The sequence below is a fragment of the Microbacterium paludicola genome (assembly GCF_039529675.1).
GTDB lineage: Bacteria > Actinomycetota > Actinomycetes > Actinomycetales > Microbacteriaceae > Microbacterium > Microbacterium paludicola.
The window spans coordinates 1-24705 of the sequence record NZ_BAAANG010000004.1 but is presented as its reverse complement, the minus strand read 5'-3'; the positions used below and the strand labels follow the sequence as shown (position 1 = coordinate 24705).

Annotated in this window: 25 protein-coding genes and 1 tRNA gene; 10 read left to right on the top strand and 16 right to left on the bottom strand. The window is 70.8% G+C overall.

Annotated features, from left to right (window positions below):
- Positions 1-480 precede the first annotated feature (480 nt).
- From ABD161_RS04715 to cofD, 4 genes are all read left to right on the top strand, one after another.
- The gene (locus ABD161_RS04715) at positions 481-807 is read left to right on the top strand and encodes a hypothetical protein (protein WP_135111950.1); all 327 of its coding nucleotides are present in this window, start codon (positions 481-483) and stop codon (positions 805-807) included.
- 77 nt (positions 808-884) lie between these two features.
- Entirely contained in the window at positions 885-1985 is a 1101-nt protein-coding gene (locus ABD161_RS04710) for a GNAT family N-acetyltransferase (RefSeq protein WP_344000155.1), read from the top strand.
- On the top strand, positions 1985-3076 hold the full coding sequence (locus ABD161_RS04705) for a GNAT family N-acetyltransferase (protein WP_344000153.1): 1092 nt from the start codon (positions 1985-1987) through the stop codon (positions 3074-3076). The genes ABD161_RS04710 and ABD161_RS04705 overlap by 1 nt, the downstream gene beginning before the upstream one ends.
- Before the next feature lie 35 nt (positions 3077-3111).
- Positions 3112-4080 (top strand): 2-phospho-L-lactate transferase, encoded by a 969-nt coding sequence (gene cofD, locus ABD161_RS04700; RefSeq protein ID WP_344000151.1) that lies wholly within the window; start codon positions 3112-3114, stop codon positions 4078-4080.
- Between the two features lies 1 nt (position 4081).
- Here cofD and ABD161_RS04695 read toward each other — a convergent pair whose 3' ends face one another.
- The 7 genes from ABD161_RS04695 to ABD161_RS04665 form a co-directional block, all read right to left on the bottom strand.
- The gene (locus ABD161_RS04695) at positions 4082-4729 is read right to left on the bottom strand and encodes a SatD family protein (RefSeq protein ID WP_344000149.1); all 648 of its coding nucleotides are present in this window, start codon (positions 4727-4729) and stop codon (positions 4082-4084) included.
- A gap of 62 nt (positions 4730-4791) precedes the next feature.
- Positions 4792-5736, bottom strand: coding sequence for a bifunctional DNA-formamidopyrimidine glycosylase/DNA-(apurinic or apyrimidinic site) lyase (mutM, locus tag ABD161_RS04690; RefSeq protein ID WP_344000147.1), 945 nt, complete (start codon positions 5734-5736; stop codon positions 4792-4794).
- Positions 5737-5742: 6 nt separating this feature from the next.
- The gene (rnc, locus tag ABD161_RS04685) at positions 5743-6441 is read right to left on the bottom strand and encodes a ribonuclease III (protein ID WP_344000146.1); all 699 of its coding nucleotides are present in this window, start codon (positions 6439-6441) and stop codon (positions 5743-5745) included.
- A 10-nt stretch (positions 6442-6451) separates the two neighbouring features.
- Positions 6452-6661 carry a 50S ribosomal protein L32 gene (rpmF, locus tag ABD161_RS04680; RefSeq protein WP_050721097.1) on the bottom strand — a complete coding sequence of 70 codons (210 nt, stop codon included), beginning with the start codon at positions 6659-6661 and terminating at the stop codon, positions 6452-6454.
- 3 nt (positions 6662-6664) lie between these two features.
- Positions 6665-7153, bottom strand: coding sequence for a YceD family protein (locus ABD161_RS04675; protein ID WP_344000344.1), 489 nt, complete (start codon positions 7151-7153; stop codon positions 6665-6667).
- A gap of 113 nt (positions 7154-7266) precedes the next feature.
- Positions 7267-7767: a pantetheine-phosphate adenylyltransferase gene (gene coaD, locus ABD161_RS04670; protein WP_344000144.1), complete on the bottom strand. Its 501-nt coding sequence runs from the start codon at positions 7765-7767 to the stop codon at positions 7267-7269.
- Between the two features lie 35 nt (positions 7768-7802).
- Positions 7803-9983: an ATP-dependent DNA helicase RecG gene (locus ABD161_RS04665; RefSeq protein WP_344000142.1), complete on the bottom strand. Its 2181-nt coding sequence runs from the start codon at positions 9981-9983 to the stop codon at positions 7803-7805.
- A gap of 92 nt (positions 9984-10075) precedes the next feature.
- On the opposite strand from ABD161_RS04665, the gene rsmD reads away from it, so the two are divergent.
- Positions 10076-10672, top strand: coding sequence for a 16S rRNA (guanine(966)-N(2))-methyltransferase RsmD (gene rsmD / locus ABD161_RS04660; protein ID WP_344000140.1), 597 nt, complete (start codon positions 10076-10078; stop codon positions 10670-10672).
- Here the strand turns inward: rsmD and thiL are convergent.
- Positions 10642-11637 carry a thiamine-phosphate kinase gene (thiL, locus tag ABD161_RS04655; RefSeq protein WP_344000138.1) on the bottom strand — a complete coding sequence of 332 codons (996 nt, stop codon included), beginning with the start codon at positions 11635-11637 and terminating at the stop codon, positions 10642-10644. The two genes, rsmD and thiL, sit on opposite strands and share 31 nt — an antisense overlap.
- 57 nt (positions 11638-11694) lie before the next feature.
- Here thiL and ABD161_RS04650 point away from each other — a divergent pair, with 57 nt between their 5' ends.
- Positions 11695-12174, top strand: a complete 480-nt coding sequence (locus ABD161_RS04650) for a DUF3515 family protein (RefSeq protein WP_135111937.1) — start codon at positions 11695-11697, stop codon at positions 12172-12174.
- Positions 12175-12287: 113 nt separating this feature from the next.
- On the opposite strand, the gene ABD161_RS04645 is transcribed toward ABD161_RS04650, so the two are convergent.
- From ABD161_RS04645 to ABD161_RS04615, 7 genes are all read right to left on the bottom strand, one after another.
- The gene (locus ABD161_RS04645; protein WP_344000136.1) at positions 12288-13376 is read right to left on the bottom strand and encodes a D-alanine--D-alanine ligase family protein; all 1089 of its coding nucleotides are present in this window, start codon (positions 13374-13376) and stop codon (positions 12288-12290) included.
- The gene (locus ABD161_RS04640) at positions 13276-14463 is read right to left on the bottom strand and encodes an NAD(P)H-dependent glycerol-3-phosphate dehydrogenase (protein ID WP_135111935.1); all 1188 of its coding nucleotides are present in this window, start codon (positions 14461-14463) and stop codon (positions 13276-13278) included. Before ABD161_RS04640 ends, ABD161_RS04645 begins: the two co-directional genes overlap by 101 nt.
- Positions 14418-15161 carry a lysophospholipid acyltransferase family protein gene (locus tag ABD161_RS04635; protein ID WP_344000133.1) on the bottom strand — a complete coding sequence of 248 codons (744 nt, stop codon included), beginning with the start codon at positions 15159-15161 and terminating at the stop codon, positions 14418-14420. Before ABD161_RS04635 ends, ABD161_RS04640 begins: the two co-directional genes overlap by 46 nt.
- A gap of 14 nt (positions 15162-15175) precedes the next feature.
- Entirely contained in the window at positions 15176-16543 is a 1368-nt protein-coding gene (gene murA / locus ABD161_RS04630; RefSeq protein ID WP_344000131.1) for a UDP-N-acetylglucosamine 1-carboxyvinyltransferase, read from the bottom strand.
- Between the two features lie 88 nt (positions 16544-16631).
- Positions 16632-17228: a 3-isopropylmalate dehydratase small subunit gene (leuD, locus tag ABD161_RS04625; RefSeq protein ID WP_344000129.1), complete on the bottom strand. Its 597-nt coding sequence runs from the start codon at positions 17226-17228 to the stop codon at positions 16632-16634.
- Between the two features lies 1 nt (position 17229).
- Positions 17230-18696, bottom strand: coding sequence for a 3-isopropylmalate dehydratase large subunit (gene leuC, locus ABD161_RS04620; protein WP_344000127.1), 1467 nt, complete (start codon positions 18694-18696; stop codon positions 17230-17232).
- 243 nt (positions 18697-18939) lie between these two features.
- The gene (locus ABD161_RS04615) at positions 18940-19938 is read right to left on the bottom strand and encodes a TerC/Alx family metal homeostasis membrane protein (protein ID WP_344000125.1); all 999 of its coding nucleotides are present in this window, start codon (positions 19936-19938) and stop codon (positions 18940-18942) included.
- Between the two features lie 293 nt (positions 19939-20231).
- Here ABD161_RS04615 and ABD161_RS04610 point away from each other — a divergent pair, with 293 nt between their 5' ends.
- The 3 genes from ABD161_RS04610 to ABD161_RS04600 all read left to right on the top strand — a co-directional run bounded on the left by ABD161_RS04610 (position 20232) and on the right by ABD161_RS04600 (position 23636).
- Entirely contained in the window at positions 20232-20780 is a 549-nt protein-coding gene (locus tag ABD161_RS04610; RefSeq protein ID WP_135111930.1) for an RNA polymerase sigma factor, read from the top strand.
- A complete protein-coding gene (locus ABD161_RS04605) occupies positions 20777-21859 on the top strand; it encodes a DUF4349 domain-containing protein (protein ID WP_344000122.1) in 1083 nt (360 codons plus the stop codon). Before ABD161_RS04610 ends, ABD161_RS04605 begins: the two co-directional genes overlap by 4 nt.
- Positions 21860-21935: 76 nt before the next feature.
- Positions 21936-23636, top strand: a complete 1701-nt coding sequence (locus ABD161_RS04600; protein ID WP_344000120.1) for a long-chain-fatty-acid--CoA ligase — start codon at positions 21936-21938, stop codon at positions 23634-23636.
- A 109-nt stretch (positions 23637-23745) separates the two neighbouring features.
- On the opposite strand, the gene ABD161_RS04595 is transcribed toward ABD161_RS04600, so the two are convergent.
- Positions 23746-23818, bottom strand: a tRNA-Glu gene (locus ABD161_RS04595).
- Between the two features lie 181 nt (positions 23819-23999).
- Here ABD161_RS04595 and ABD161_RS04590 point away from each other — a divergent pair.
- Positions 24000-24638, top strand: a complete 639-nt coding sequence (locus ABD161_RS04590) for an MBL fold metallo-hydrolase (RefSeq protein WP_344000118.1) — start codon at positions 24000-24002, stop codon at positions 24636-24638.
- Positions 24639-24705: the final 67 nt, after the last annotated feature.

The window sequence follows — 24705 nt, the reverse complement described above, 5'->3', positions numbered from 1 at the left end:
GACGCCCCGCCCAGGCCCGTGCGCCACGCGCCGCGGCCGCAGACACGCCTGGGAGAAGGCTTGACGAACGCTGAAAGGCGTCGCTAGTGTCAGTTTCCGCTACCCACGCACGATCGAGAGGAGGGGCGCGATGATCACCGAATTCACTCCGGCATTCCGCGCCACCCGACTCTCTGCGGCCGCCCCGTTCACGGGGCTCGGCACCGCTGATCGGGCGTACTCTCGCGGACTCCGCGCGGCCATCTGACGCCTGCGCACTCCCCGTCTGCCCGCTGAGGGCTCCGTCTGAGGCGTTGCCTCACGGCCCCTCGCTCGGTACGCCGCTCGCACTCTCGCGCTGATCGGCTCTCTCGATCCGCGGCCATCTCCGGCCGCGTCGATCGACACCATCCCCCTGTCCGTTTCGCGACAGGATCCCCTCCTCGCTCGGGGAGACGACCCATCCGCGTCCCCGCCCGGGGACCACACCCAGGAGAAGACATGTCGAACTCGACGATCAGCACCAACCGCCGCGACGCTCTCGTACAGGGCTCGGAGGCGCAGGCGGTGCGCACCTCGCATCCGCCGCAACCCCCGTGGATAGCGAAGGAGCTGCAGAACCGTCATGCACGCACCTCGCTTCCCGACCGGGTGGCGATGAAGATCGGTCTCTGGCTGCTGCTGTGGGGCACCCGCCCGGCGACAGGCCGACCGAACACCAGCGATCTGCACCAGCGTCACCTCGAGCGCGCGCTCCTCGAGCACCAGATGGAGCTCGACCGCATCCGCGCATGGGCCGGACTGCACGGCACGCAGTTCGGACGCTGAGCACAACCCCACCCGGGCCGGGCGGGTCGACGACCCGCCCGGCCCCCACTCTCCACCCCTGAAGGAAGCACCACCCAATGTTCGACACGATCGACATCCCCCATCCGGGCGTGCGCATCGCCGCGCTGCCCCTCCCCGCGACGACGGATGCGGCAGACGCCGCTGATCTCCTCGCCGCGGCAGACATCATCACCGCCGCCGGTCGGCACGACAGCGGCACCGACCTGTTCGACGTCGAGCCCGCCGAATGGCTCGTCGGGCTCCAGTCGACGAAGTACGCCGAGCGGGTCGTCCAGGTGGCACGCGACGGCGACGACAGGATCGTCGGCGTCCTGATCCTCGAGTGCCAGCGCGACGGCGAGAAGAACGCCAGCGGCAGCGTGTTCGTGCATCCGGATCTCCGCGGCCGCGGCATCGAAGACGCCCTGCTCGCTGAATGCGAGCGGCTCGCGCGAGAGCACGGGCGCACGGTGCTGCACACGTGGAACCTCGTGCGCGCCGACCTTCCCGGCGAGCGACTCGCCTCGCCGGCGGGGCTCGGCGCTGTTCCGCTCGCGGCCGACACCACACAGCTCCTGCTGCGCCGCGGCTTCACGCTCGGCCAGGTGGAGCGCGTGAGCGTCTTCGACTTCGCCGACTCGCTCGACCACGCCCGCCGCATGCTCGACGAGGCCCTCGCGAAGGCGGGCCCCGACTACCGCGCGGTGTGGTGGAAGTCCCCCGCGCCCGACGAGCACGTCGACGGCTACGCGTACGCCGTGTCCCGCATGGCGACGGATGTGCCGAGCGGCGAGCTCGAGTGGGAGGAGGAGGTCTGGGACGCCGAGCGCATCCGCTATCGCGAGCAGCTCAAGGCCACGGCCGGCCAGATCATGGCGGTCACCGCCGTCGCCCACGAGCCCACGGGAGCCATCGCCGCCTTCAACGAACTGGTGATCGGCCGCGACCGCCATCGCCGGTCGGAGAACTACGGCACGCTCGTGCTCCCCGAGCACCGCGGGCACCGCCTCGGCACGATCGTGAAGTGCCTTGGCCTCATCCGATGGCACGAGCTCGTGCCGACCTCCCCGAGCGTGATGACCTTCAACGCCGAGGAGAACCGTTACATGCTTGACGTCAACGAGGCGGTCGGATTCCGCCCCGCGGTTACGTCCGGCGAGTGGAAGAAGGAGCTGTGATGGAGAAGGACACTCTGACGGACGTGGCCATCGAGCCGCTCGTCCTACCGGGATCGCTCGAGGGACCGGATGCCGCCGACTTCCTGGACGTGGTCCGGATCGGCAACGAGGCCTGGCGCCGGGCATCCGGCACCGACCTGCACGACGACGACCCGGCCGAGATGCTCGTCCGCTGGCGGGAGACGCCCTACCGCGTGACCCACGTCGTCGTCGCGCGTCTCGACGGCCGCATCGTAGGCGCCGGCCGGGTCGAGATCGACAAGACGACCCGCGAATCGGCGGAGATCGACGTGGTCCTCGTCGAGGAGCACGAGGAGGGCCCCGTCGCGGAGGCCCTGATGGCCGCGGTCGAGGCGCTCGCCCACGAGAACGGCCGCACCGTCCTCCAGGCGTGGACGATCCACCGGCCCGATCCGGTCGAGCGCCGGCTCGTGCCGCCGACCGGCGCGGGATGGATCCCTGAGGACGACCCGACCACGCGCCTCATGCGGGGCGCCGGGTTCCGGCTCGGGCAGGTCGAGCGCAACAGCGTGTTCGAGCTGAACGGCTCGTACGAGGCCGTGGACCGGCTGCTCGAGCAGGCGGTCGCCGCCGCCGGCGCCGACTACCGCCCGGTGTGGTGGGCGGGTCCGACCCCGCCCGAGTACGCCGACGGCTATGCGGCGGCGATCGCCCGGATGTACACCGATGTGCCGGTCGGCGACATGGTGAACGAGGAGGCGAGCTGGGACGCCGGTCGCGTGTTCGAGCGGGACGAGCGCTTCGCCGAGTCGGGGACGCTCATCGGCGTGACGCTGGTGATCCACGAGCCGACGGGCGCCGTGGCGGCGTTCAACGAGCTCACCATCGGCGCCGACCGCAGCCGGCCGACCGCGCAGTGGGGAACGCTCGTCATGCCCGAGCACCGCGGTCACCGCCTCGGGGCCATCGTGAAGTGCATCGGCCTGAAGCGGTGGCACGAGCGCGTGCCCGAGTCGCCGCGGGTGTCGACGTTCAACGCCGAGGAGAACCGCTACATGCTCGACGTCAACGAGGTTGTCGGCTTCGTGCCGGCGTCGTACGCGGGGGCGTGGGAGAAGAAGCTCGCGTGATCCTCGCCGCCGCCGATCACCCATACGGTTGAACCGTGAGATATGTGGTGATCGGCGGCGGTGTCGGCTGTGCGCGCTTCGTGAAGGGGCTGCGCGAGCACGTGCGGCGGACGGGTCAGGGCGACCGGATCGACGTGGTCGTCAACACCGCGGACGACTGGTGGGTCTCGGGTCTGCGCATCGCACCGGACCACGACAGCCTGCTCTACGCGCTGGCCGGCGTGAACGACACCGAGCGCGGCTGGGGCCGGGCGGGCGAGACCGAGCGCGTCTCCGCCGAGCTCGCCGCGTGGGGCACCGCTCCCGACTGGTTCACACTGGGCGACCTGGATCTCGGCACGCACATCGCGCGCACCGCGTGGCTGCGCGACGGGCTGAGCGTTTCCGAGGTGTACCGCCGACTCGGCGCGCGCTGGGACCTCGGCGTCACGCTGCACCCCGCGACCGACGCCGAGATCGACACGCACGTGCTGCTCGCCGACCGCGATCCGATCCACTTCCAGGAGTGGTGGGTGCGGCACCGCGCCCAGCTGCCCGCAACCGGCTTCGTGCAGCGCGGCATCGAGCACGCAGCCCCGTCGGAGGGCGCCCTCGATGCGATCACGCGGGCGGACGTCATCCTGATCGCCCCGTCCAACCCCGTCGTCTCGGTGGGCCCGGTGCTCGCCGTCCCTGGGATGCGCGAGGCGCTGCGGGCTGCCTCGGCGCCGATCGTCGGGGCGTCAGGGATCATCTCGGGTGCCGTCGTGCGGGGAATGGCCGACGCATGTCTCGCGGCCATCGGCGTGGACACCTCCGCCGAGGCGGTCGCCCGTCACTACGGCGCGCGCCGGGACGCCGGGCTGCTCGACGGCTGGCTCGTCGACGAGTCGGATGCCTCCGCGCTCGATCCGCTGCAGGCCGCGGGCATCACCGCGCGGGCCGTGCCGCTGTGGATGCGCGACGCCGATACGTCGGCGCAGCTCGCGTCCGACGCGATTGCGCTGGCCCGCTCGCTCGGCTGACTCAGCGGAAGGCGCGCTCGAGGTCCTTCGCCCCGACGCGCAGCGCCCGCACGAGGGGCTTGTTGATCGCCTGCGACACCGCCGCCTGGGTGATGCCCTCGTCGGCGGCGATCTCCTTCTGCTGCCGTCCCCGCCAGGTGTCGTACACCGCCCGCCGTGCGCGGGGGCTCATGTCGGCGACGACCTGATCGCGCAGCAGCAGGTACGCGTTGACGACCGCGGCCTGCGCCCGGCGCTCCGGGGGCTCGGTGTCATGCACCACGAGCCACGAGCGGGTTCCGGGGAGCTTCCCCTGTTCCAGCTCCTCCGCATGCTCGATCGCGTTGCGGGCCGCCCACCATCCCGGCCCGTCCTGGATCGCGTCCGTGAGGCTCGACTCGACCGGACCGATCTCGCCCACCCCGAGTCCGAAGCGGCAGGCGACGCCCTCGGGCAGCGCGAGCTGGAGGTACAGGGTCGCGACGAGTGCGTCTTCGAGCGTCTCGTACACCGCCTGGAACTCGTCGGCGACGGTCGGCCACCAGCGCTGCGTCGCGCGGGGTCGCACCTCCTCCACGGTGGCGGTGGCGGCTTCGATCGCCCGCTGAACCGCGTCCCGGTCGGGTGCGGAACGCGAGGCGACGATGTCGGCGATGACGGCGATGGTCATGTCATCACCATATCACTAATATCTGACTCCGAATAAGCCATAGAGCTTAATTGGCGCGGATATCAGTGATCCGCTGAAGCGGCCTCGTCGCCCCGAGCCGAGCGGAGGCGCTGGCAGAACGGGCAGAAGTGGCTGCTGCGGTTCGTGAACGAGGTGCGCACGATCATCCGGCCGCATCGTGGACACGGCTTCCCGTGCCGGCCGTACGCGTTCAGGCTGTGGGCGAAGTAGCCCGCCTCGCCGTTGACGTTCACGTACTGGGCGTCGAAGCTCGTGCCGCCTTCCGCCAGCGCCTTCGCGAGCACCGCCCGCACCTCCGCGAGCAGCCGGTTCACCGTGCGGGTCGTCAGGTCCCGGGCGAGCGTCTCCGGATGGATGCGCGCCGCCCAGAGCGCCTCGTCCGCGTAGATGTTGCCGATTCCGCTCACCACGGTCTGATCCAGCAGCACGCGCTTGATCGCCGACGACTTCATCGCCAGACGCCGCCGGAACAGCGCGCCGTCGAACGCCGGATCCAGCGGGTCGCGTGCGATGTGCGCCGCCTGCTGCGGCACGAGAGGGGCGTCGTGGCCGAAGCCTCCCGCGCGTGAGTCCAGCGTCGGGATGAGCGCGTCGATCGCGAGCGAGCCGAAGGTCCGCTGATCCGCGAACACAACGGCGAGTTCGCCGTGATCCGGATGCTCGATGGCGACCCGGATGCGCTCGTGCCGCTCGGGCGGCGCCCCCGCAGCGCGCAGCAGCATCTGGCCGCTCATACCGAGGTGCACCATCACCGCCTCCGGCGCGCCCGCCGGCGACACCTCGTCGAGCGGAAGCCAGAGGAACTTCCCGCGCCGCGCCGTCCCCCCGAAGGTGCGACCGGTCAGCCGCGCCTCGAACTCGGCGGGAGAGCCGGCATGCCGCGTCAGCGCCCGCGCATCGTGCGCCTCGACGCCGACGACGCGCGCGCCGACCACGGCGGGAGCAAGCCCCGCCCGCACCACCTCGACCTCGGGAAGCTCGGGCATCGACGGTCAGGCCCGGGCGCGCTCACTGAGGCCGCGCCACAGGTCGAGCGCCGCGGCCATCTCGGCCGTCTTCTTGCTCGTCCCCTCGCCGCTCGCGGAGTGCTCCCCCACCGACACGGTCGCGACGAAGCGCCGCTCGTGGTCCGGACCGCTCGCCGTGACGACATAGACAGGCGGCGTCAGGCCCTGCCGCGCGGCGATCTCCTGCAGCGCCGTCTTCGGATCCATGGCGGCGCCGTAGCGTTCCGGATCCTCGAGCAGGGGCTCGATGAGCCGCAGCACCATCGCCGTCGCGGCCTCGCTGCCGGCGGACAGATACGTCGCGCCGATCACGGCCTCCATCGCGTCCGCGAGGATCGAGTCCTTGTCGCGTCCGCCGGTGAGCTCCTCACCCCGTCCCAGACGGATGTGCCCGCCGAGCCCGATGCCGCGGGCGACCTCGGCGAGGGCCACGGTCGACACTACGCTGGCGCGCCGCTTGGCGAGGGCACCCTCCTCGAGGTCGGGATGACGGGTGTAGAGCATCGTGGTCACGGCGAGCCCGAGCACGGAGTCGCCCAGGAACTCCAGGCGCTCGTTGTGCGGGAGCCCGCCGTTCTCGTAGGCGAAGGAGCGGTGCGTCAGCGCCAAGCCGAGAAGCTCGGCGTCGATGTCGACGCCGAGCTTCTCGGTGAGGTGCTGGGGCCCGCGACTGCTGTCGGTCACGGGGAGCCGATCAGACGTCGGCGACCTTGCGGCCCTTGTACTCCAGGAACAGCTCGGTGCCCTGCGAGTCGGTGACGACCTTGGCCTGGTGGGGACGGCTGTAGACGACCTTGCCGTTCTCGACCGTCTTGACGAGCGCGGGGGCCTCGGCCTTCCACTGCGCGCGGCGCGAACGGGTGTTGGAGCGGGAGACCTTCCGCTTCGGGGGGTTACCAGCCATGAGTTAGCTCTCTTCTGTGTCGCGGGCGGCGTCGTGCGCCGCTCCGTGGTCGGTGAGGTTCTGGAGCGCGGCCCATCGCGGGTCGACGGGCGACTGCTGGGCGCTTGCCGGTTCGGTCAGACGCTCACCCGTGGCCGGGTCAAGGCCGGGGCAATCCGGCTGACAGACCGGCTGAAACGGAAGCGCCAGAACGGTCGCATCCCTGACCAGAGTTTCAAGATCCACGTGGTCGTCTTGAACCTCGAAGTCAGCTGTTTCCTCCCCAGGATACTCGAAAAGCTCCTGAAACTCGACTTCGAGCGGCTCGGCGATGTCGCGCAGGCAGCGTCCGCACACGCCCTCGTACCGCGTATCGACCGTGCCGGAGACGAGGATGCCCTCGTGGACCGACTCGAGACGGACGTCCAATTCGAGTGGCTCGCCCTGCATCACCGAGACGATCCCCTCGCCCCAGCGCTCGGGAGCGGGGATGGTCAGGGAGTGCTCGCGCATCTCGCCCGGCTTGCGCACGATGTCGCGCGCGGGCAGCACGAAGGGTCCGGAAAGTCGCGATCTCACCCTTCGATGCTACTCGCGTCGCCCTGTGACGGCGCCGGGCGGCCAGGTCAGAAGTCGTTCGCCCCGGCCCTGGCGAGGAAGCGAGCGACGGCCGGCGGGACGTAAGGAGACACATCGCCGCCCAGACCCGCGACCTGTCGCACGAGCGAGCTGGACACCAGAGCGTGCGAGGGCTCCGGCAGCAGGAACACCGTCTCGATGTCCGCGAGGTGCCGGTTCACGACCGCCATCGGCGTCTCGTAGGCGACATCCACCTGCGAACGGATGCCCTTGACCAGCACGCCGGCTCCGACCTCCTGCGCGTAGTCGACGAGCAGCCCCACGCTCCACGACCCGACGATCACGTTGCCCGGCATGCCCTCCTCGCGGATCGACTGCTCGAGCAGCGCAACGCGCTGGGCCGCCGGCAGCATGCCGGCCTTGTCGGGGTTGTGCACCACGACCACGTGCAGCTCGTCGTAGAGCCGGGCCGCGCGCCGGATGACGTCGAGGTGGCCGAGGGTCGGCGGGTCGAAGGATCCAGGGACGACGGCGATCCGGCTGCTCATGCTCAGAAGCCTATCCGCCACGGCGTAGGCACCGGCTACGACTTGGACAGGGCCGCCCGCTCCTCCTGTGTGACACGGCGGGCAAGCGCCTCCGCGAGATCCGGATGGGCATCGAGCGTCGGATCCTGCTCCAGGATGCGCTCCGCCTCGCCGCGCGCGCGGGCGATGAGGTCGGCGTCCTTGACCACGCGCAGCAGGCGCAGCGACGAGCGCACGCCCGACTGGGCGTCGCCCAGGACATCTCCTTCACCGCGCAGCTCGAGGTCGATCTCCGCCAGCTCGAAGCCGTCGAGCGTCGAGGCGACGGCCTCCACCCGCTCGCGCGCCATCGTGCCGGGCTGCGCCTCGGTCACCAGCAGGCAGAGACCGGGGACGCCACCGCGTCCCACCCGGCCACGCAGCTGGTGCAGCTGCGAGACGCCGAAGCGATCCGCGTCGAGGATCACCATCGTCGACGCGTTCGGCACGTCGACGCCGACCTCGATCACGGTGGTGGCGACGAGCACGTCGATCTGCCCACGGGCGAAGTCCTGCATGATGCGGTCCTTCTCGTCCGACGGCAGCTTGCCGTGGAGCGTCGCGATCCGGAGGGATCCGACCCGAGGGTGGCGCTGGAGCATCTCGGCGACCTGGACGACTCCCCAGTGCGGACGCGCCGCCTCGCCCTCGACGAGCGCGGCGATGCCGCCCGTGCCATCGTCGGCGCCGGGGGCGGCCGTCGCCTTCTCGGCGTCGATCGCCGAGCAGACGACGAACACCTGGTGGCCCTTCTCGACCTCCTCGGCGACGCGATCCCAGACCCGGCCGAACCAGCCCGGCTTCTCGGCGATCGGCGCGACGAAGCTCTGGATGCCCGCGCGCCCCGCGGGCATCGTGCGGATGGTCGAGACGTCGAGATCGCCGAACACCGTCATCGCCACCGTGCGCGGGATGGGCGTCGCGGTCAGAACGAGCGCGTGGGGGCTCGACCCCTTCGCGCGCAGGGTCTCGCGCTGCTCGACGCCGAAGCGGTGCTGCTCGTCGACGACGACGAGGCCGAGGTCGGCGAACGTCGTGCTCTCGCTCAGCAGCGCGTGGGTGCCGACGACGATCAGCGCCTGGCCGGACGCCACGCGGAGGGCGGCCTTCCGCCGCTCGGCGGCCGGCATCTGACCGGTGAGGAGCGTCGGCATCAAATCGGGCGCGAGGTCGGGTCCGAGCATCCGGGCGATCGAACGCAGGTGCTGCCCCGCCAGCACCTCCGTCGGCGCGATCAGCGCCGACTGCCCGCCCGACTCGGCGACCTGCAGCATCGCCCGCAGCGCGACGAGCGTCTTGCCCGACCCGACCTCACCCTGCACCAGGCGGTTCATCGGCCACTCGGCGGTCAGATCCGCGGCGATCTGCCGCCCGACGGTCTCCTGGTCGGTCGTGCGCTCGAACGGCAGCGCCGCATCGAATCGGGCGAGCAGACCGCCGTCGCGGGCCGGGCGCTTCGTCGCCGACATCATCCGAACGAACTGCCGCTGCTGCGCCAGGGCCGTCTGCAGCACGAGTGCCTCGTGCATCCGCAGCGTTCCACGGGCGGCGTCGATCTGCGGCCGCGTCTGCGGCCGGTGCACCCACTCCAGCGCCTCGCGCGCGGTGAGCAGCGACTCGCGGAAGCGGAGCTCGTCCGGCACGGGATCCGGGACCTCCCCCAGGCGGTCGAGAACCTCCGAGATCCACTTCTGGATGGCCCAGGTCGCCACGGTCGACGTCGCCGGATAGATCGGGATCGGGGTGCGCACCATCTCATCGGCCACGGCGATGCCGCTCGTGCGCTCGTCGTCGAACAGCTGGTAGTCGGGGTGCGAGAACTGCAGCTTGTCGCGGAAGGCGCTGACCTTCCCCGAGAAGACCCCGCGCCGGCCTGGCCGCAGCTCCTTCTCGCGCCACGCCTGGCCGAAGAACGTCAGCGTGAGCTGCCCGTCGCCGTCGCCGATGACGACCTCGAGCATCCTGCCGCCGCGGTTGCGCATCGGGCGGGCGGACACCGACTTGACCTCGGCGATCACCGTGGCGAGCTCGCCGATCGGCAGACCCCGGATCGGCGTGAGCTCGCCGCGCACCGCATACCGCCGCGGATAGTGCGCGAGCAGATCGCCGACCGTCGCCATCCCGAACGCGCGCGACAGCGCCTTCGCGGCCTTGTCGCCGAGCGCGACGAGCAGCGGCGTGTCGAGGGTGAGCGACATGCGTCGAGTCTAGGTCGGGGCGCCGACACGCCCGTCGCCGAGCCAGCCCCTGCGGCGCCGAAGGGCACGAGAAGGGCCGATAACGTGAAGAGGTGACAAGGATCATCGCGGGGGCCGCCGGCGGCGTGCGCCTGGACGTACCCTCCTCCGGGACGCGTCCCACGAGCGACCGCGTGCGCGAGTCGCTGTTCGGTGCGCTGGAGTCGAGCGGGGCCCTGGACGGCGCGCGCGTCGTCGATCTCTATGCCGGATCGGGAGCCCTGGGCCTCGAGGCCGCGAGCCGGGGCGCATCCTCGGTCGACCTCGTCGAGCGCGCGAAGCAGGCGGCCGCGATCGCCCGGCGCAACGCCGACGCCGTCCGCCGATCGATCGGCGCCGGCGCCGCTGCGGTGCGCGTCCACGCGAGCGCGGTCGGCACGTGGCTGCGCGGCGCCGCAGGGCCGTTCGACCTCGTGTTCCTGGATCCGCCCTACGACCTCGGCGACGACGAGCTCACCGAGAACCTCGCCGCGCTCGCATCCGCGCTCGCGCCCGACGCCCTGGTGATCGTCGAGCGCTCGTCGCGCTCCGGACCTCCGAACTGGAACGCCGCAGGCCTCGAGCCGCTTCGCGATCGGGCGTACGGCGACACCGCGCTGTGGTGGGGCGTTCCCCCGGCTCAGCCGGAGACCGAGTCCCAGTCGCGATAGGGATCCCAGCCGCCGGACCCGGCGTACGGTCGCCCGTCGACGAGCAGCGGCGCCTCGCCCCGCGCGACGACGCGGCCGATCACCCGGAAGCCGGGCGGCAGCACGTCATCCGCGAACGTCGCGAGCAGCGCGTGGTCCTCCCCACCCTCGATCGCCGAGACGACGTCCGGCCCCAGGGTCGCCGCGATCAGGTCGATCGTCACGTCCGAGGCGTCGGCCATCCGCCGCGCGTCGAGGCCGAGGCCGTCGGAGACGTCCATCATCGCGTGGGCGCCGGCTGTGGACGCCATCGGTCCGAGCCCGATCGGCGGCGAGGGGCGCAGCTGTCCCATCAGGATGCCCGCCTCGCCGGCCCCCACGCGTGCGGGATCCACGGGGACCGGCGACCCCGCCACGTCGCGGAACCGGTCGAAGAGCACCGACAGGCCGCGCGCGGCGACGCCGAGCTCCCCCGCGACCGCCACGACGTCGCCCTCGCGCGCGCCGGAGCGCAGCACCGCCTGGCGCCCCTCGAGGTCGCCGAGCGCCGTCACCGCCACGGTCAGCGTGGCCGACACCGTCAGGTCGCCGCCGACCACCGCGCACCCGGGCGCGAGGGCGTCGCACGCGTCGCGGAGCCCGTCCGCAAGGGCTTCGACGAACGACACGCGGGTGTCGTTCGGCATGGCGAGGGCCACGAGCAGCGCCGTGGGGCGCGCTCCCATGGCGGCGACGTCGGCGAGGTTCACCGCGGCGGCCTTCCAGCCGAGGTCGTACCCACTCGACCAGGCGAGGCGGAAGTCCGGGCCGTGCACCAGGGTGTCGGTGGTGGCGACCACGGATCCGCTGGGCGTGGCTACGACCGCCGCGTCGTCCCCGGGTCCGACGATCGCGGACGCGGCCCGTCCGGTGCGGGCCGCGATGCGGGCGAGGATCTCGCCCTCGCTCAGCTCGCCGATGGTCGGGTCCGCGGGCGCCTGATGCATCCCCTCAGCCTACGGGCGGGGAGCCGGCGCACAGGATCGGCGACCTAGGCTGGACGTGTGATCCGTCGTCTCGCCGCCGCGACCGCGGTGATCCTCCCCCTCGCCCTCGCCGGGTGCGCCTCGACCGTCTCGGTCCCCGCGGCGGAGGATGCGAACGACCCGCTGTGCGCCGAGGTGAGCGTCCGCCTTCCCGACGCGATCGGCGATCTCGACCGTCGGTGGACGGATGCGCAGGCGACGGGCGCCTGGGGCGACCCGACCGCGGTCATCGTGAGCTGCGGCGTCACACCGCCCGGCCCGACCACGCTGCAGTGCGTGACGTTCGAGGGCGTCGACTGGATCGTCGACGCGTCGGAGCTGCCGATGCAGCGCATCACGACCTACGGCCGCACGCCGGCGACGCAGGTGTACGTGAACACCGAGGTGATCAGCCCTTCCGATGTGCTCACCCCGATCAGTCGGATCGTCTCGTCCATCCCCGTCGACGCATCCTGTGTCGGGCTCGAGGACGCAACGCCCGTTCCCGACGCCGGCTGACCGACCCCACACAGGCTGAGCCGCGCGACCGCAGACTCACCCGTCCCATGCCTTCACTCGCGTCACAGCGAGCCTGTGTACGGGCACGCTGAAGGGCCGGCGGCCGGCGCGGCTCAGGCGGCGCGGGCCAGCCCCAGCTCGATGAGCTCGGTGATCAGCTCGGCGTAGGTCATTCCCGACGCGATCCAGCACTTGGGGTACATCGAGATCGGCGTGAAGCCGGGCATCGTGTTGAGCTCGTTGATCACGACCTCGCCGTCGGCCGTGAGGAACACGTCGACGCGGGCAAGACCCCGACCGTCGACGGCCTCGAACGCGCGGCGACCGACCTCGCGGATGCGCTCCGTCTCGTCTTCGGTGAGCGTCGCGGGGCACACGACCTCGGCGCCGTCGCCGCCGAGGTACTTCCCCTCGAAGTCGTAGAACTCGCGGGTGGTGAGCACGATCTCGCCAGGGAGCGAGGCGCGCGGGCGTCCGCCGTCCCGTCCCTCGAGGATCGCGACCTCGATCTCGCGGCCGACGATGCCGACCTCGACGAGCACCTTGTCGTCCTCGGCCAGCGCCACGCGCATCGCCTCGTTGAGCTCGGTGGCGTCGTGCGCCTTGGAGACGCCGACGCTCGACCCGGCGCGCGCCGGCTTCACGAAGACCGGGTAGCCGAGGGCCGCGACCTCGTCGCGCACGGCGTCGGGCTCCGAGGCCCAGCGCGCGGCGCGCACGGTCACCCACGGGGCGACGGGCAGGCCCTCTGCCTGCAGCGCGATCTTCATGAAGTGCTTGTCCATGCAGACGGCAGAGTCGAGCACCCCGCCGCCGGCGTACGGCAGCTCGAGGATGTCGAGGAAGCCCTGGATGGTGCCGTCCTCGCCGTGAAGACCGTGCAGGATGGGCAGCACCACGTCGACCTCGCCGAGGTCCTCGACGGATCCGTCCTCGTGCTGGGCGCGCAGCGCGCGTCCCCCGGTGGGCCACACGATGCGGGTGCCGTTGTCGACGACCTCGGGCAGCTTCGCCGCGTCGAGCGCGAAGCGCTGCGGGTCGTCCTGCTCGAGCACGAACACGCCGTCGCGCGTGATCCCGACGGGGATCACGCGGAAGCGGTCACGGTCGATCGCTCCGAGAACCCCGCCCGCCGTCGCGGAGGAGATCGAGTGCTCGCTCGAGCGTCCTCCGAAGAGCACCGCCACGGTCGTCCTGGCCATTCTGCGTCCCTTCGCCCTGCGGCGTGTCGTCGTCTGTCGTGAGGTGGGGCGCGATCTCGCGCGGGCGCATCCGGCCGTCCAGCACCATCTTCACCTGCTGGACGATCGGCATCTCGACGCCGGCGTCCTTCGCGAGGGCCAGGATGGGGCCGACGGATGCGAGCCCCTCGGCCGTCTGGTTCATCTGCGCGATGACCTCTTGGTACTTGTACCCCTGCCCGAGCAGGCGCCCCGCCGTGTTGTTGCGGCTGAGCGGCGACTGGCACGTCGCGATCAGGTCGCCGAGGCCCGCGAGCCCCTGGAGCGTTCCCGGCTGCGCGCCGTAGGCGACGGCGAAGTCGGTCATCTCGACGAGGCCGCGCGTGATGATCGAGGCCTTCGTGTTCTCGCCGTAGCCGACGCCGTCGACGATGCCGATCGCGACGGCGATGAGGTTCTTGAGCACGCCGCCGAACTCGGTGCCCGTGACGTCGGTGTTCACGAAGCTGCGGAAGTACTCGTTGCGCGAGCGCCGGGCGACCGCGTCGGCGGTGTCCTGGCTGCTCGATGCGATGACGGCGGCCGTCGGCTGCTCCTTGGCGATCTCTAGCGCGAGGTTGGGTCCGCTCGCCACCGCGATCCGGGCCGGGTCGCAGCGGAGCTCCTGCTCGATGACCTGGCTCATCCGCAGGTTCGTCTTCTTCTCGACGCCCTTCATCAGGCTGACGACGGGCACCGCCTCATTCGCGAGGTACGGCCGCATCGCGCGCAGGGTCTCGCGCGCCGACTGGCTCGGCACCGAGAGGTACACCTGCTCGGCGCCGTCGATCGCCCGCGCGAGATCGTGCGTCGCGTGCATCGAGCGCGGCAGGTTGATGCCGGGAAGGTACTTCGAGTTGCGCTTCGCCTCGTCGATCTCGTGGGCCTGCTCGGGGCGGCGGGCCCACATCGTGACCTGCGCTCCCCCGTCGGCGAGCACCTTGCCGAACGTGGTGCCCCAGCTGCCCGACCCGATGACGACGACCTTGGGTCCGTCGTGCCGGCGACCGGCGGCCGGGCGGCTCACAGGCGTCCCGTCTCTGCCTGGCCGTGCGACGACGGATCCCATCGCTTCGGCGGCGCCTTCTCGTCGCGGATCCCCTCGAGCAGCGCGGTGATCGCCTGCATGAGGCGCTCCGTGGCCTCGGAGATCGCCGCGGGGTCGGTCGGGCGGTCCTTCAGATCCGACAGATCGACGGGATCGCCGATCGCCACGCGGACGAGCTTGCGCGGCGGCCACAGGCTCAGGCCGCGCTGGTAGCGGCCCATGATGTTCTGCACGCCCCAGTGGGCGACGGGGATGAGCGGCAGGTCGCCGGCGAGGGCGAGGCGGGCGGCGCCCGACTTGCCCCGCATCGGCCACAGATCCGGGTCGCGGGTGAGCGTCCCCTCGGGGTAGACGATGACCCCGCGCCCGTCGGCGACGAGCTCCGAGGCCTGCCGCATGGTCTGCGCCGCGGAGTCGCGCGACAACGTCCGCGCCACGGGGATCATGCCGGTCGCGCGCAGCGCGGCGCCGAGCACCGGCACGCGGAACAGGCTGTCCTTCGCCATGAAGCGCGGCGCGCGGCCGAGTCGCCACACGGCGACGGCGACGAGCACCGGGTCGAGCTCGCTGACGTGGTTCGGCGACAGGATGTACGCGCCCTCGCGGGGAAGCTTGTGCCCGTCGGTGATTCGCACCTTCGCCATCAGACCCGCGAGCGGGACCACGATCGCGGCGAGCGGCCAGAACGCGCTGGGCCGACTCTTCTCGGAAGAGCTCACGTCGACTCGCTCGCTCAGCCGACGACGTCGAAGTCGGCCCCGAGGGCCGTCAGCTTCTCGAAGAACTTCTCGTATCCGCGGCGGATGATCCCGACACCGGAGACGCGCGACGTGCCCTCGGCCGCGAGGGCCGCGACGACGTAGCTGAAGCCACCGCGAAGGTCGGGCACCACGATGTCGGCGCCGTGCAGCGGGGTGGGGCCGTTGATGACCGCCGCCTGCTCGAGGGCGCGACGCGGAACACGGCGGTACTCGCCCTCGAGGCCGTCCTCGTGCACGACGATGTCGGCGCCCATCTGGACGAGCGCGCGGGTGAAGCCGAGGCGGTTCTCGTAGACGGTCTCGTGCACGACCGACTGGCCGTTCGCCTGGGTCAGCGCGACGATCAGCGGCTGCTGCCAGTCGGTCATGAAGCCGGGGTGCACGTCGGTCTCGACAGTGATCGCCTTCAGCGGCGCCTTGCCGCGGCGGAAGCGGATTCCCTCGTCGGTGATGTCGAAGTCGCCGCCGACCTTGCGGTACACGTTGAGGAACGTCAGCATCTCGTACTGGCGGGCGCCCTTGACGAAGATGTCGCCGTCGGTGGCCAGGGCGGCGCAGGCCCACGAGGCCGCCTCGTTGCGGTCGAAGAGCGAGCGGTGGTCGTAGCCGCGCAGCTCGTCCACGCCCTCGATGAAGATCACGCGGTTCGGCTCGTACGAGATGATGGCGCCCATCTTCTGCAGCACGCCGATGAGGTCCATGATCTCGGGCTCGATCGCCGCGTTGCGCAGCTCGGTGACGCCCTTCGCCCGCACCGCGGTGAGCAGCACCTGCTCCGTCGCGCCGACGCTCGGGTACGGAAGCTCGATGTGCGCGCCGTGAAGCCCCTCGGGCGCGGAGAGTCGGATGCCGCTCGGCTGCTTGTCGACGATCGCGCCGAACTTGCGCAGCGCGTCGAGGTGGAAGTCGATCGGGCGGTCGCCGATGCGGCAGCCGCCGAGGTCCGGGATGAACGCCTGGCCGAGCAGGTGAAGCAGCGGACCGCAGAACAGGATCGGGATGCGCGACGACCCGGCGTGGGCGTCGATCTCCTCGAAGTTCGCCGATTTCGCGTCGGCGGGGTCGAGCACGAGCGCACCGGGCTCCTCGCCCTCGGTCACGTGCACGCCGTGCACCTCGAGCAGCGAGCGCACCACCTCGACGTCGCGGATGTCCGGGACATCGCGCAGGATGCTCGGGGTCTCGCCGAGGAGGGAGGCGACCATCGCCTTGGTCGCGAGGTTCTTCGCGCCGCGGACGTCGACCTGACCCTTCAGCGAGCGACCCCCGCGGATCTCGAGGACTTCACCGGATGCGTAGGCCGGGGTGCCGGGGGTCTTGGCGTCGCCGATCAGAGTCATGTGGTGGTGCCTCGCTAGGGATCTCGCAGCTGGTGGGCCGCTCGGTGATGTGAGGCGAGTCCGGGGCCTCAAGAGGCCCCGGAAGGGCTCACGGAACCGGTGTGGTCCGTGGCCGCCACGCCTCGCGGCGGGCCTCGAACTGCGCGATCTTGTCTTCGTTGCGCAGCGTGAGCCCGATGTCATCGAGCCCTTCGAGGAGCCGCCACCTAGTGTAATCGTCGATGTCGAACGCGGCCGTGAAGTCGCCAAGAGTGGCTGTTCGAGCGATCAGATCGACCGTCATCTCCACGCCGGGCTGCGCGTCGATCGCGGCCCAGAAGCGCTCGACGTCGTCCTCCGAGATCACGCCGGCGACGAGGCCCTGCTTGCCCGAGTTGCCGCGGAAGATGTCCGCGAAGCGGGGGCTCAGCACCACCTTGAAGCCGTAGTCGCGCAGGGCCCACACTGCGTGCTCCCTGCTCGATCCGGTGCCGAAGTCGGGCCCCGCCACGAGGACGGAGGCGCCGCGGAACGGCTCCTGATTCAGCACGAAGGCGGGGTCCTGGCGCCAGCCGTGGAACAGCGCGTCCTCGAAGCCGGTCTTGGTGACGCGCTTCAGGAACACGGCGGGGATGATCTGGTCGGTGTCGACGTTGGAGCGCTTGAGAGGCGCTGCCACACCGGTGTGCGTCGTGAACTTCTCCATGTCAGGCCTCCGCTCCGGTCGTCGCGAACGAGGCGTCCGCCGCATCCAGATCCGCGGGGCTCGCGAGCGTGCCGCGGATGGCCGTAGCCGCCGCGACGAGCGGCGACACCAGGTGGGTGCGACCGCCCTTGCCCTGACGGCCCTCGAAGTTGCGGTTGCTGGTGGACGCGCAGCGCTCCCCGGGGGCGAGCTGGTCGGGGTTCATGCCCAGGCACATCGAGCACCCCGCGAAGCGCCACTCGGCGCCGAAGTCCTTCACGATCCTGTCGATGCCCTCGGCCTCGGCCTCGAGCCGCACGCGCGCGGATCCCGGCACGACCATGACGCGCACGCCCTCGGCCTTCTTGCGGCCCTTGATGATGGATGCGAACGCACGCAGATCCTCGATGCGGCTGTTCGTGCACGACCCCATGAACACGGCGTCGACGGGGATCTCCTTCATCGGAGTCCCGGGGGTGAGATCCATGTACTCCAGCGCCCGCTCGGCCGCGGCGCGCTCGTTGGGGTCGGTGATCTCGGCCGGGGTCGGCACCGCGTCGCTCAGCGACACGCCCTGACCCGGGTTGGTGCCCCACGTGACGAACGGCTCGAGCTCGTTCGCGTCGATGAACACCTCGGCGTCGAACACCGCGCCCTCGTCGGTGGGCAGCGTCCGCCAGTACGCGACGGCCTCGTCCCAGTCCGCGCCCTTCGGTGCGTGCGGGCGACCCTCGAGGTACGCGAACGTCGTCTCGTCGGGCGCGACCATGCCGGCGCGGGCGCCGGCCTCGATCGACATGTTGCAGATCGTCATCCTGCCCTCCATGGAGAGCGAGCGGATGGCGCTGCCGCGGTACTCGAGGACGTAGCCCTGTCCGCCGCCGGTGCCGATCTTGGCGATGACGGCGAGGATGATGTCCTTCGCCGTGACGCCGGGCTTCAGCTCGCCCTCGACCGTGATCGCCATGGTCTTGAAGGGCTTCAGGGGCAGCGTCTGCGTGGCCATGACGTGCTCGACCTCGCTCGTGCCGATGCCGAACGCCATGGCGCCGAACGCGCCGTGCGTCGAGGTGTGGCTGTCGCCGCAGACGACCGTGATACCCGGCATGGTGAGGCCGAGCTGCGGCCCGACGACGTGGACGATCCCCTGCTCCTTGTCGCCCAGCGAGTGGAGGCGAACGCCGAACTCGGCGGCGTTGCGGCGCAGCGTCTCGATCTGGGTGCGGCTGGTCAGGTCGGCGATCGGCTTGTCGATGTCGATCGTCGGGGTGTTGTGGTCCTCGGTCGCGATCGTCAGGTCGAGGCGGCGCACGGGGCGCCCCTCGGCGCGCAAGCCGTCGAACGCCTGAGGGCTGGTGACCTCGTGCACGAGGTGCAGGTCGATGTAGATCAGGTCGGGCTGGCCGTCTTCGCCCTTGACCACGAGGTGGTCTTCCCAGACCTTCTCGGCCAGGGTGCGGGGGCGGTCGGGGATCGTGATGTCGCTCATTGTTCTTCTCCGGGGGTTCGCGATGTCGGCCTGCGCGACGGACTCCGCGACGGGGAGAGGCCTAGAGCGGGATCCCGTCGCGGCGCAGAAGGAGAAGGACTCCGGCGAACCGCATGGGGCAAGCGTAGCATCCTGCACGCGAAGCGGGCGTTCCCCGTACAGAGTGCACAGACAGAGGCGGCGCGGAGATCCTGCCTCTCAGCAGAACTCCGCGCCGCCTGTCAGATTGCGCAGATCGGGCGATCAGCTCTCGATCGTCTCGCGCTTCTTCTCGCGCGACGAGGAGATGAGGCTCGCGATGGTGGCGACCGTCATCGACACGACGATGACGCCGAGCGAGACCCAGTTGTTGATCTCGGGCGCCCACTCGATGTGCTGGCCGCCGTTGATGAACGGCAGCTCGTTCTCGTGCATCGCGTGGAAGAACAGCTTCACGCCGATGAAGAACAGGATGAACGCCACACCGTAGTGGAGGTACTTCAGGCGCTCGAGCAGGTCGCCCAGCAGGAAGTAGAGCTGGCGCAGACCCATCAGGGCGAAGATGTTCGCGGTGAACACGATGAACGGGCTCTGGGTGAGGCCGTAGATCGCCGGGATCGAGTCGATCGCGAACATCAGGTCGGTCACGCCGATCGCGACGAACACCAGCAGCAGCGGGGTGAAGAAGCGCTTGCCGTTCACGACCGTGCGGATCTTGTTGCCGTCGTACTCGTCGCTGATGTCGATGAAGCGACGCAGGAACCGCACGATCGCGGTCTCCTCCTTCTCGTCGTCCTCGAGCTTCTCCGGCATCGCCTGGCGGATGGCGGTGTAGATGAGGAACGCGCCGAAGAGGTAGAAGATCGCCGAGAAGTTCTCGATCAGCGTCGCACCCAGCAGGATGAATGCACCGCGCAGCACGAGCGCGATGATGATGCCGACCATCAGCACCTCCTGCTGCAGCTTCCGCGGCACGGAGAACTGGGCCATGATCAGCACGAAGACGAACAGGTTGTCGATCGACAGGCTGTACTCGGTCATCCAGCCGAGCAGGAACTCCTGGGCCGGCGTCGCGCCGGCGAAGATCCACATCAGCACCGCGAAGATCAGCGCGAGCACCACGTAGAAGACGACCCACAGGGTCGACTCCCTGGTGGAGGGGATGTGCGGACGCTTCAGGATGAGCAGCAGGTCCGCGAGCAGGACGGCCGTCAGCACGACGAGCGATCCCACCTCGAACCAGATGGGCAGAGCGAGGTCCATTCAGGGCCTTTCCGGTACGGCCTCGATCGAGGCGCGACGATTGTCGAGAGTCTCTCCCCCGCGTGGATGGCGGTGCGGCCCGGGACTCCACCGTCGAAGTCCGTGATGACGAGCGCGCGCTGACGGGATACTCCCTCTCGCTCCCCCAGGATAACGGCCGGGAGGCCCGATCCCTTCCCGCGCGAGCACGGAAGACGGCGAACGACTCGTTAGCGAACCGAGACGATCCGGCGTCGCCGGACACTGACAGGGTGAGAGACGACGGCCCACCCGGGTCTGGAGGATCGGACGCCATGGACATTCCCGGCACGAGCGACGCCGAACTCGTCGCGCGCGCAGCCGACGGGAGCGAGCACGCGTTCCGGCAGCTGTACCGCCGGCACGCGCGACCCGTGTACTGGATCGCGCACGGCCTCGTGCATTCGGCGGCGGATGCCGAGGACGTCACGCAGGAGACGTTCGTCGTGGCATGGCGGAAGCTGTCGGGCTTCGAGCTCGCCGGCGACTCGCTCCTGCCGTGGCTGGCGACCATCTGCCGGTTCCAGGCGGCGAACCGCCTGCGCGCGCTGCGCCGGGCGGAGGCCGACCAGTTGGACGAGCGCTCCGCCGACACGGTGGACGTGGAGCAGCAGGTGATCGACGCCGACCTCGCGGAGCGCATCCTGCAGGCCGTCGAGGGGCTGAGCCCGCTCGACCAGCGCATCTTCCGGCTGTGCGTCGGCGAGGGCTACGCCTATCAGGCCGCCGCCGACGAGCTCGGCGTCGCGCACGGCGTCGTCCGCAATCGTCTATCCCGCATCCGCACACGGCTGCGGACGGCAGTGCGAGAGGAGGCGTCATGAACACGCAGAGCACCACGGATCACGCCGGGCTTCCCGAGGTGTCCGACGAGACGCTCGCGCGGATGGAGGCGCGGGTCTTCGAGGCCATCGACGAGGAGCGGGTCACGCACACCTCCCGCTCGCGACGGCGCCGGCGCGTGTGGCAGACCGTCGGGATCGCGGCGGCGTTCGTCGTCGTCGGCGCCGTCGCCACTCCCGTCGTGCTGCAGCTCGGCCAGGGCGGAAGCGGCGGCGTGAGCTCCGCGGACTCTGCGGAGGTGGCTCCCGCCGCTCCCGAGGAGCAGAGCGCGGCCGACGGCGGCGGCGGCGCGGAGGCGGTGGGGCCGCTCTCGGCGGCCACACGCGACACCCTGGCGCCGGCACTCGACCGCGAGATCATCCGCACCGGATCGGCGAGCATCGTCGTCGACGACGCCGCCGCAGCGGCCGAGGCGATCACGCAGCTGACCTCGGAGCACGACGGGTGGGTCGAGCAGCTGTCGATCGGCGCCGACCGCTCGTACACGGGCGAGACGGGTGATTCCACCGTCTGGGTGCCCGACGACGGCGGCTACATCTCCGTCCGCATCCCCTCCGACGAGCTCGATCCGCTGATGGACTCCCTCGACGAGGTCGGCGAGGTGGCGAGCTCCCGCGTGGAGACGCAGGATGTCACGTCGCAGGCGGTCGACCTGCGGGCGAGGATCGATGCCGCGCGGGCCTCGGTCGACCGGCTCACCGAGCTGCTCGCGCAGTCGGGCAGCGTCGGCGACCTCGTCGAGGTCGAGACGACGCTGTCCGAGCGACAGGCCGAGCTCGAGTCGCTCGAGTCGCAGCTCGAATCGCTCGAGGGCCAGGTGGCGATGTCGACACTGTCGGTCTCGCTGCTGGCCGAGGCGCCCCCGGTCGAACCGGATCCCGCGGGATTCGGCGATGGGCTGGAGACCGGCTGGAACGGCCTGCTCGCCGTGATCAACGGCCTCGTCGTCGCCCTCGGCTTTGCGCTCCCCTGGCTCGGCGTGATCGCCGTCGCCTGGCTTGTCGTCTGGCTCGTGCTCCGTCTCATCCGCCGGCGCCGGGAGTCTCACACCACCGGCTGACGAGCGCAAGGCCCAGGGAGCACCGCAGCCGGTCCACGTAGCATTGTCGGACCCTGCGCGCCCCTGAGGAGGACCGGTGACTTCTTCCCACCCGTACGCATCGAAGCCGTGGCTTGCCGCGTATCCGCCGGATGTGCCCGCCGAGATCGGCGAGGTGACGCAGACCCTGCCCGGCATGCTCATGCAGAGCGTGAAGACCCACGGGCGCAGGACGGCGCTCGAGTTCTTCGGGGCGTCGGTGACCTACCGCGACCTCTGGCACGAGATCGAGCTCGCGGCCGAGGGACTGCGGCGGCGCGGCGTCGGCAAGGGCGACCGGGTGGCGATCGTGCTGCCGAACTGCCTGCAGCACGTCGTCGCCTACTACGCCGTGCTGCGCCTCGGGGCGATCGTCGTCGAGCACAACCCGATCTACACCGCGCGCGAGCTGCGCCACCAGTTCGAGGATCACGGCGCGCAGCACGCGATCGTGTGGGACAAGGTGCACGACACCGTGTCCGACTTCCCGGCGGACGTCCGCCCCCGGGTCATCGTCAGCGTCGACATCACGGCGGGGATGCCGCTGGCGAAGCGACTCGCCCTGCGGCTTCCCGTGCCGAAGGCGCGCGAGGCGCGCGCCAAGCTGACGGCGCGCCCGTCGGCGCGACGCGTCCTGACCTGGAAGACCCTCACCGGCGGCCGCCGCCTTCGCCGCTCCGTTCCGGGGCCGGGGCTCGATGACGTCGCATTGCTGCAGTACACGAGCGGCACGACAGGCACGCCGAAGGGGGCGATGCTCACGCACCGCAACCTCCGCGCCAACGCGATGCAGGGCGAGGCCTGGGTGCCGGGCCTGCGGAAGGGCGCCGAGACGTTCTACGCCGTCCTGCCCCTGTTCCACGCGTACGGCATGACGCTCTGCCTCACGTTCGCCATGAGCATCGGCGCGAAGCTCGTCCTGTTCCCCGCGTTCGACGTGGGCCTCGTCGCGGATGCGGCGCGCAAGAGCCCGCCGACGTTCCTTCCGGCGGTGCCGCCGATCTACGACCAGCTCTCGCGCGCCGCGACGCAGGGGCGGCTCAACCTGTCGAGCGTGCGCTTCGCGATCTCGGGCGCCATGAGCCTGCCGGTGTCCACCGTGAAGCGCTGGGAGGATGCGTCGGGCGGCCTGCTCGTCGAGGGCTACGGGATGACCGAGACCTCGCCCGTCGCCCTCGGCAACCCGATGGGCCCGACCCGCCGCCCCGGCACCGTCGGCGTGCCGTTCCCGAGCACGGACATCCGGATCGTCGACCCGGAGGACTCCGCCAGGGATCTCCCCGCGGGCGAACCCGGCGAACTGCTTGTGCGGGGTCCGCAGGTCTTCGGCGGCTACTGGCAGCGCCCCGAGGAGACGCAGGAGGTGCTGCTCGCGGACGGATGGCTGCGGACGGGAGACATCGCGACCGTGTCGCCGGACGGCTTCGTCACGATCGTCGACAGGCTCAAGGAGCTGATCATCACGGGCGGCTTCAACGTCTCGCCCACCGAGGTCGAGCAGACGCTCGAGTCGCACCCGGACGTCAGCGCGGCCGCCGTCGTCGCCGTGCCGCGTGGCGACGGCGGCGAGGCGGTGGCGGCCGCCGTCGTGCTGCGCGACGGGGCCGAGGTCGACCTCGACGGGCTGCGCGACTTCTGCCGCGCTCACCTCGCCGACTACAAGGTGCCGCGCCGGATCGTCGTCATGGACGACCTTCCGCGGTCGCTGATCGGCAAGGTCCTCCGCCGCGAGGTGCGTCAGCGCATCACGGGCAAGTGAGCGGGTGAGCGGCGGCGGACCGCCGCCGCTCACCCCCGGGGCGCGCGGGCCGCGCCGCACGCAGAAACGACAGAAGCCCGATCCTCGCGGATCGGGCTTCTGTGTCGTGTGACCCCAGCGGGATTCGAACCCGCGTTACCGGCGTGAGAGGCCAGCGTACTAGGCCGCTATACGATGGGGCCGTGCGTCGGATCCTTCCGGACCCTCGTTCCCGTTTCCGGCAACTAGAAGAGTATGACATGAGGTCCGGCCGGTGAACAAATCGGGGCGGGGTGGATGCGCTTCCCGCGCGTGTCGCGCTCCCCGAGGGCTCGCGATCGGCGGATCTGCCCTCAAGAGCCGCGGGAATGGTTGACTCGGACCATGCGCATCACGAAGCACGAGCACGCCGCCCTCCGCGTCGACGCCCACGGCGCGACGCTGATCATCGATCCGGGCAGCTTCCTCACGGTGCTCGCCGACCTGCACGCGCTCGCGGCGATCGTCATCACGCACGAGCACGCCGACCACTGGACCCCCGAGCAGCTCGACCGCATCTTCGACGCCGCCCCGTCGGTGCCGATCTTCACCACGGCCGCGGTCGCCGCCGCGATCCGGGATCGCGACGTCACCGTCGTCGCCCCCGGCGACGAGCTGGCGGCGGGCCCCTTCTCGCTGCGGTTCTTCGGCGGCACGCACGAGCAGATCCACTCGAGCATCCCCGCCGTCGACAACGTCGGGGTGCTCGTCGACGACCTGCTGTACTACCCGGGCGACTCGTACGCCGTGCCCGAGGGAGTGGAGGTCGACGTGCTCGCGATCCCGACCGGCGCGCCGTGGCTGCGACTGGGCGACGCGATGGACTTCACCCTCGCCGTGAAGCCCCGGCACGCGTTCGGCACGCACGACATGACGCTGTCGGTGACCGGCCGCAACATGCACCTCAGCAGGCTCAAGTGGGCGACCGAGCAGAACGGCGGCGAGTTCCACGTGCTCGGCCCCGGCGAGAGCCTGGATATCTGATCTAGGGCGTGTCTCCCATATGCATCGTGAGGTTCGCGGCAGTCTGGTGGGGTGAGGTCGACGGGTT

Coding starts and splice junctions, on each gene's coding strand:
- ABD161_RS04715 (WP_135111950.1), top strand. CDS start 481: ATGTCGAACTCGACGATCAGCACCAACCGCCGCGACGCTCTCGTACAG.
- ABD161_RS04710 (WP_344000155.1), top strand. CDS start 885: ATGTTCGACACGATCGACATCCCCCATCCGGGCGTGCGCATCGCCGCG.
- ABD161_RS04705 (WP_344000153.1), top strand. CDS start 1,985: ATGGAGAAGGACACTCTGACGGACGTGGCCATCGAGCCGCTCGTCCTA.
- ABD161_RS04695 (WP_344000149.1), bottom strand. CDS start 4,729: ATGACCATCGCCGTCATCGCCGACATCGTCGCCTCGCGTTCCGCACCC.
- mutM (WP_344000147.1), bottom strand. CDS start 5,736: ATGCCCGAGCTTCCCGAGGTCGAGGTGGTGCGGGCGGGGCTTGCTCCC.
- rpmF (WP_050721097.1), bottom strand. CDS start 6,661: ATGGCTGGTAACCCCCCGAAGCGGAAGGTCTCCCGCTCCAACACCCGT.
- ABD161_RS04675 (WP_344000344.1), bottom strand. CDS start 7,153: ATGCGCGAGCACTCCCTGACCATCCCCGCTCCCGAGCGCTGGGGCGAG.
- coaD (WP_344000144.1), bottom strand. CDS start 7,767: ATGAGCAGCCGGATCGCCGTCGTCCCTGGATCCTTCGACCCGCCGACC.
- ABD161_RS04665 (WP_344000142.1), bottom strand. CDS start 9,983: ATGTCGCTCACCCTCGACACGCCGCTGCTCGTCGCGCTCGGCGACAAG.
- thiL (WP_344000138.1), bottom strand. CDS start 11,637: ATGCATCAGGCGCCCGCGGACCCGACCATCGGCGAGCTGAGCGAGGGC.
- ABD161_RS04645 (WP_344000136.1), bottom strand. CDS start 13,376: ATGGCCAGGACGACCGTGGCGGTGCTCTTCGGAGGACGCTCGAGCGAG.
- ABD161_RS04640 (WP_135111935.1), bottom strand. CDS start 14,463: ATGGGATCCGTCGTCGCACGGCCAGGCAGAGACGGGACGCCTGTGAGC.
- murA (WP_344000131.1), bottom strand. CDS start 16,543: ATGACTCTGATCGGCGACGCCAAGACCCCCGGCACCCCGGCCTACGCA.
- leuD (WP_344000129.1), bottom strand. CDS start 17,228: ATGGAGAAGTTCACGACGCACACCGGTGTGGCAGCGCCTCTCAAGCGC.
- leuC (WP_344000127.1), bottom strand. CDS start 18,696: ATGAGCGACATCACGATCCCCGACCGCCCCCGCACCCTGGCCGAGAAG.
- ABD161_RS04615 (WP_344000125.1), bottom strand. CDS start 19,938: ATGGACCTCGCTCTGCCCATCTGGTTCGAGGTGGGATCGCTCGTCGTG.
- ABD161_RS04610 (WP_135111930.1), top strand. CDS start 20,232: ATGGACATTCCCGGCACGAGCGACGCCGAACTCGTCGCGCGCGCAGCC.
- ABD161_RS04605 (WP_344000122.1), top strand. CDS start 20,777: ATGAACACGCAGAGCACCACGGATCACGCCGGGCTTCCCGAGGTGTCC.
- ABD161_RS04590 (WP_344000118.1), top strand. CDS start 24,000: ATGCGCATCACGAAGCACGAGCACGCCGCCCTCCGCGTCGACGCCCAC.